A 6281-nucleotide genomic window follows, 5' to 3' on the forward strand; every position below is an offset into this window, starting at 1 on the left:
CCGCCGGGTGGCGCGGCTGTCCACGCCGGCGCCGAGGTCGGTCGCGAGGCTGACGACTTCGTTCCAGCCGCCGCCGACGCGCTGCGTCGGGGGGCCGTCGCTGAAGCGGGCCTTCCGGCGCCGGGACTTCAGCAGGGCGATCAGCAGCAGTGGCAGCGCCAGGATCCCGACCGGGATCAGCGCGAGGCCGATCGCCGTCAAGAGAGGGCCCCAGAACAGCCAGGGGTTGTTTTTCTTCTCGTCGGCGTCCAGTGCATCCGGTGAGGAGTCCGGCGGAAGGTCCGCGGGCTCCTGCGGCGGAGGCGGCGGTTGCAGCACCTGCGGCTTGGGCTTGGACTTGTTCTCCGGATCCGGCGGGATCGGCACGTTGTCCTTCGGCGGGGTGGGATCGAAGGACACCCAGCCGACGCGGTCGAAGGCGACTTCGACCCAGGCGTGGACGTCCTTGCCGGTGATCTGCACTTCGCCGCCGCCGTTTTCCGGGCTCTTGGGATCCGGGTAGAACCCCATCACCACGCGGGAGGGGATGCCGAGGTGGCGGAGCATGAGCGACATCGCCACGGCGTACTGTTCGTCGTCGCCGAGCATCTGCTTGGCCGTGAGCATGCTCCGGATGCGGTTGGCACTGTGGCCGGAGACGCTGGGGAGCTGGCCGTCGGCGATCAGGCCGTTGCTGAAGGCGCCCTTCTTCTGGAAGTGCGCCTCGACCTGGCGGACCCGGTCGATGGCCGTGGGGGCATCGGCGGCGAGGTCGTTCGCCTGCGACCCGACGACGGGCGGCACCTCGGCGGGGTCCGGCAGGGAGATCTTGGCGAAGTCGTACTGCGTCAACTGCCCGTGTTCCAGGGTGGCGGGATCGGCCACCTGGACGCGGTAGGAGTCACCCTTTGCCAGTCCCTTGGTGGTCACCGCCGTGTCCGTGCCGGCGTTGAAGTACAGGCCGGACGCCGCGCCGGCGCCGTCGCGGGCGAAGCTGATGCCGGTGGTCTTGCGGCCGCCGGGCAGGAAATAACCCTGGTAGTCCTCGATCGTGATGTCCAGGGCGTAGTTGTTGCTGGGCACGATCCCGCCGGCATCGGCCAGGGTGTTGATGGATTTCGCGTCGCCGACCTTGCTGAAGCTGCCGGAGCCGTTCGGGTCCATGTTGTAGTTGGTGCCGTTGAAGGAGTCGAGCGCGGCGAGCCGCACCCGGGCATCCTTGGGCAGGCCCTTGACGACAAAGAGGTTGTCGTCCTTTTTGTCCTTGACGAAGTTCCGGAAGCTCGCCAGCGGCGTGACGTAGTCCTTGGGATCGAACGGCGGCACGATCGTGTTGCGCAGCACCCTGCGGTCGTCGCCCGCGGTGACCAGGGGCGACGCGACGGCGGTGATGCCGATGGCTACGGCGATCACGGCGGCGGCGGTGCCCAGCCGGCGAAGGGTGGCGGCGCGGGCGGTGGCCTCGTCCGTCTCCAGCCGGTTGACGGAAACCTTGCGGGTGTCGCTGCGGCGGAGCGCGTCGCGGCGGAAGGTGGCCCAGGCAATGGCGACCACGGTGAGTGAGATGCCGCGTTCCACGGTAAGGAAGCCTGCGTTCGTGCTGAAGGCGATGCCCGTGATGAACAGCACCAGCACCGGCAGCAGCGGCCAGTACGGGCTCTTGCGCCGCCAGATCAGCAGCCCGGCGGCCAGCGCGGTGAGGAGCGAGCTCAGGAACGGCACAATCAGGGTTCCGCCGGCGGTGCCGACCGGAACGCCGACGGTGAGCATGTCCTTCCAGGCGAACACGACACCCAGCAGCAGGGTGCGCAGCGAGTCGAGGCTGGGCAGGACGCCGGCGATCGAGGCCTCCGGGACTGCCAGGGCGGTGCCGAAGACGAGGTACACGCCGAGCGTCAGGGCGGTGGTGATCACGAGCCCCAGCCGGAAGTGCACGTTGGCCGCCGCCAGGGCGAGGCCCAGCAGGATGCCGCCGAAGCCCGCGATCAGGTAGTACGGGTCGCCGCCGAAGCTGAGGCTGAAACCGAGCACACCGAGGCCGAGCAGCACGGTGAGGGCGGCGGCGTCGAGCCCGAGATGCCAGGCCGGCTGGCCGCCGGCAAAGCCGGAAGGTTTGCCGGAACGCTTCGGTGCCGGTGTGTTGTTCCGGCGGCGTGACGTTGTTGCGGTGCTCATGCTGCCGCCTTCCTCAGCACGATGGCCAGGTCCGAGAGGTCGCCGAGGGTCAGCACGGTCAGGTCCCCGATGTTGGCCCGGGCCGGCGCGGCGCCGTACTGGAGCCGGACGGCGAGGCTGCGGACGCCCATCGGCACCGAGGCCGAGGCGGAGCGCAGCTGGGTGGGGGTGACGTTGCTGCCGACCACCAGGAACACGACCGAGGCGTTGGGGACGGTGTCCGCCAGGCTCCGGGCGAGGTCGACGGCGGTCTTGCGCTGCGGTGCACCGACGATCCGGGTCATGTCATCGAGCATGTTGCGGCCGGTTTCGCAGCGCAGCGGGCCTTTCTGGGTCAGCACGTCGAGGTCGCGCTGTTCGCGGATCGCCTGCCGTCCGATCGAGGCAGCGGCGGAGATGGCAAGCTCGAATTCCTCTTCGGAGGCGTATTCGTCCGTGTTGATGGACAGCGAGATGGCCAGGTGGGCGCGGCGGGTTTCCTCGAACTGGCGGACCATGAGCTTGTTGGTCCGGGCGGTGGTCTTCCAGTGGATATGCCTCCGGTCGTCCCCGGGCACGTAGTCGCGCAGGGCATGGAAGGAGACATCGGCGCTGGACAGGTCGGTGGTGGGCATGCCTTCGAGGTCGCGGATGAACCCGGCGGCCGAGCCTGCCAGCGCCACGGTCTTCGGGTGCACGAACAGGTCCTCGGGTTCGGTCCAGAGCACCTGGCGGCGCAACAGGTGCAGCGGGTCCGCCCGGACGGAGCGGACGGGGCCCACCACGATCACGGCGCGGCGCGCGGTGGGGATGGTGAACAGGTCCTCATGGACCTGCTGCGGTTTCATCCTGGGCAGGTGGAACACCGCGGTGGCGGCGCCGACCGGGAGTTCCAGGTCCGCGGGCAGCAGGGGGCGGGCGGAGGTGTTGGAGACCGCGATGCTGCCGACGGCACTGTCCCCCACCGCCACCCGGGTCCGGGCCAGGTCCAGGACGACGCCGTAGGAGGACCGGCCCAGGATGAAGCCGACGGCGAGCACGAACAGGACGAACGCTGCGATCGCGGCCGCCTTGGCTTCCTGCCAGCCGAAGGCCTGGCCGACCGTCCACAGCAGGATCGAGGCCGCCAGCACGGACCAGCCCAGGACGCTCACCACGGAGAGGACCGGCCACACGTAGCGCAGCCAGTGCGCGCGGACGGCGCGCCAGCCCGGGGCGAGGGCGAGGCGGGCGGTGCTGCCGGCCTCGGCCCAGAGGGAGGCAGGATGCAGCCGGGTGGGCCTGCCGTCCCGGTGGAAGGGCCGTTGCAGGCGGTCAGCAAGCCGGGTCAGCGGAGTGCTGGAGGACATATGGGTGCCTTTGTTCGTGCGGGGTGACGGGGTGCCGGTGGTGGTGCTGGACGCTGGTGCTATCCGGGGCCCTTAGACAAGGGATGCCCGCTGCTGCGGCGCGGCAACCTCGCCGAGCACGCGCGCCAGCACGGCCTCGGCGGTGGCCCCGGAGAACTCGGCTTCCGGGTCCATCACCAGGCGGTGGGTCCAGACGACGGCGGCCAGGTCCTTGATGTCATCCGGGAGCACAAAGTTGCGGCCCTGGCTGGCGGCCCAGACCTTGGAGGCACGCACCATGGCGAGGGCGCCTCGGACGGAAACGCCCAGGCGGGTCTCCGGGGCGTTGCGGGTCTCCTCGCAGAGCCGGGAGATGTATTCCAGCACCGCCGTGTCCACGTGGGTGGTCGCGGCGAGGTCGGCCATGTCCGCGATCGCCTGGGTGGTGATGACGGGGGTGATGTCCTTGGAGCGGTCCTTGAGGTTGGCGCCGCCGAGCAGCTGCACCGTGGAGGCGTGGTCCGGGTAGCCGATGGAGGTCTTGATCAGGAAGCGGTCCAGCTGGGCCTCGGGCAACCGGTAGGTGCCGGCCTGCTCGATCGGGTTCTGGGTGGCCATCACCATAAACGGGCGGCCGGCCTCGTAGGTGGTGCCGTCCACCGTGACGCGCGATTCTTCCATGACCTCGAGCAGTGCCGACTGGGTCTTGGGCGAGGCCCGGTTGATTTCGTCGGCCAGGACGATGTTGTTGAAGATGGGCCCCTTGTGGAACTCGAACTTCTGCGTCTTCTGGTCGTAGATGGTCACGCCGGTGACGTCGGAGGGCAGCAGGTCCGGGGTGAACTGGATGCGGTTGTTGGAGCCCTGGACGGTGGCAGCGAGGGCCCGGGCCAGCGAGGTCTTGCCGGTGCCCGGGGCGTCCTCGAAGAGGACATGTCCCTCGGCCAGCATCGCGGTGAAGGTCAGGCGGATGACGTGGGCCTTGCCCAGGACGGCCTGGCCGACGTTCGCGACGAGCTTCTCGAAGGTGCCGGCAAACCATTCGGCCTGTTCGGTGGTCATGGTCATGGGGTGGTCCTCTTCTGTTCTGGTTGAAAATGCTTGGTGTGCCGCCGGCCGGGAGCCCCGGGGTGTCCGGCGGTCAGTCTAGTGGCCCGCATCAGCACCCGCCGGGCCGGGGTCCGAAGAGATCCACCGTGGTGGACTTGACGTACCAATCCGGGTGGCTCCCCTGCGTCATGCGATACCAGGGGGTCCCGTTACCGTAGATGTCCTTGGTGCAGTTGACGTTCAGCTTGCCCTCGGACCGTTCCACCCAGCCGGCGCCGCAGGACGGGCCGCTCGGATTGTACGTGTCCGTAACCCCGGGCTTGCCGGGGCAGGTACTGTTGTGCGCCTGGATCTGGGAGAGCGGCGGCGTGGGGTCCGCCCCGGAAACGGCCGTGGCGGTGTCGTCAAAGCCGCAGTCGTTGTTCCCGTCCGTGCCGTTGCAGGCCCGGACCTTCAGGGTGTGGCTTTGGCTCCAGCCGCCGGCGTTGTGATCGTAGCTGCGGGCCAGGCCGACGCTCTTCCAGCCGGTGCCGTCGTAGTTCACTTCGTACCGGTTGATCGGCCGGCCGTTGTCGTTCGGCTCGGTCCAGGTCCAGTGCACCTGCCCGTCGCCCTTGGCCGACGTGCCGCCGGTGAGGCTGGGTCTTCCCGGCTGGCCATACGGAACGCCGGAACCGATGGCCTTGGCGTCCCCGGACACGTTGTACTTCGTGGAGCTGGCGATGATGTTGACGGTGACGTTCTTGCCGTTGGGCTGGCCGGAAATGGTGCCGCCCGGTGCACTGATCGGGCCCGAACCATACGCGGTGGACCAGCGGTAGCTGATCTCCGAAGCCTGCGAGCCGTTGCGCTGGGCCTGGGTCAGAGGCGTAAACGTCACTTTCAGCTCGCCGCTGTTGCCCGGCGCGGCAACGGTGCCGCCCGAGACGGTGCCGGGCTTGCCGGCGGCCCGGACGGGCGCTGACCCCGGGCTCGTTCCAGACGTTCCGGCCTTGTTGGTGGCGGCCACGGTGAAGGTGTAGTCGGCCTCGGAGTTGTCCGCCGTGATGTTCTGCGAGGTGCCGGACACTTGCTGGGTCGCTATGGGCGAACCGCCGCGCAGCGTCGTCAGCGTGTAGGCCGAGACGGCGTCGCCGTTGTTGTTCGGCGCCGCCCAGCTCACCTTGAGCTGGCTTTGTGTGCCCACGGAACCCGCCTGGCTGGCGCTCGGTGCCGCCGGGGTGACGGGCGCGCCTGCCGGGGTCTCGGCGGCCGAATAGGCGCTCCATTCGGACGGCTCCTTGGCGTCGTTGCGGGCCAGGACGCGGACCTTGTAGGCCACTCCGTTCGTCAGGCCCTTCCAGACATAGCTCACCGAGGTGAGGTTCTGGATCTGGGCGTTCTGCCCGGCCGGCGCCGGCGAAATTTCCAGATCGTAGGACTTGACGGGTGAGCCCTTGGAAGCCGGCGCCGCCCAGCTGACGGTCAGCTGCTTGTCGCCGAACGTCAACGACGGCGCGGCCGGGGTGTCCGGTTTGACGTCCGGGCGCACCTCGGCAGAGGCCGGGGACCGCTCGGAAGTGCCGAGGGCGTTGGTGGCCGTGACCTGGAAGTGGTACTTGGTGTTGTTGCTCAGCCCGGTGAGCGTGCAGGAGTTGGCCGAGCAGTCCTGGCTGTAGCCGCCCTCGCCGGAGACCGTGTACTTGGTGATGGCCGAGCCACGGTCGGCGGGAGCGGTCCAGTTCAGCAAGGCGGTGCTGTCTCCCACGCTCGCGGCCTGCGGGGTGGTCG

The 6281-nt window shown here is 69.2% G+C and carries 3 protein-coding genes and 1 pseudogene (1 of these 4 running past the window's edge); all 4 read right to left on the minus strand.

Annotated features, from left to right (window positions below):
• The coding region (locus tag K789_RS0109005) for a transglutaminase-like domain-containing protein (RefSeq protein WP_024366473.1) at nt 1-2154 on the minus strand (2154 nt) is incomplete at its 3' end.
• On the minus strand, nt 2151-3482 hold the full coding sequence (locus K789_RS0109010) for a DUF58 domain-containing protein (protein WP_024366474.1): 1332 nt from the start codon (nt 3480-3482) through the stop codon (nt 2151-2153). The genes K789_RS0109010 and K789_RS0109005, both read right to left, overlap by 4 nt.
• 72 nt (nt 3483-3554) lie before the next feature.
• Nucleotides 3555-4529, minus strand: coding sequence for an AAA family ATPase (locus K789_RS0109015; protein ID WP_024366475.1), 975 nt, complete (start codon nt 4527-4529; stop codon nt 3555-3557).
• Nucleotides 4530-4620: 91 nt separating this feature from the next.
• A pseudogene (locus tag K789_RS22710) lies at nt 4621-6281 on the minus strand (Ig-like domain-containing protein); its annotated part runs 4323 nt beyond the window's last position; the annotation flags it as partial.

The sequence above is a fragment of the Arthrobacter sp. TB 26 genome, from assembly GCF_000427315.1.
Classification (GTDB): domain Bacteria; phylum Actinomycetota; class Actinomycetes; order Actinomycetales; family Micrococcaceae; genus Arthrobacter.

Coding starts and splice junctions, on each gene's coding strand:
- K789_RS0109010 (WP_024366474.1), bottom strand. CDS start 3,482: ATGTCCTCCAGCACTCCGCTGACCCGGCTTGCTGACCGCCTGCAACGG.
- K789_RS0109015 (WP_024366475.1), bottom strand. CDS start 4,529: ATGACCATGACCACCGAACAGGCCGAATGGTTTGCCGGCACCTTCGAG.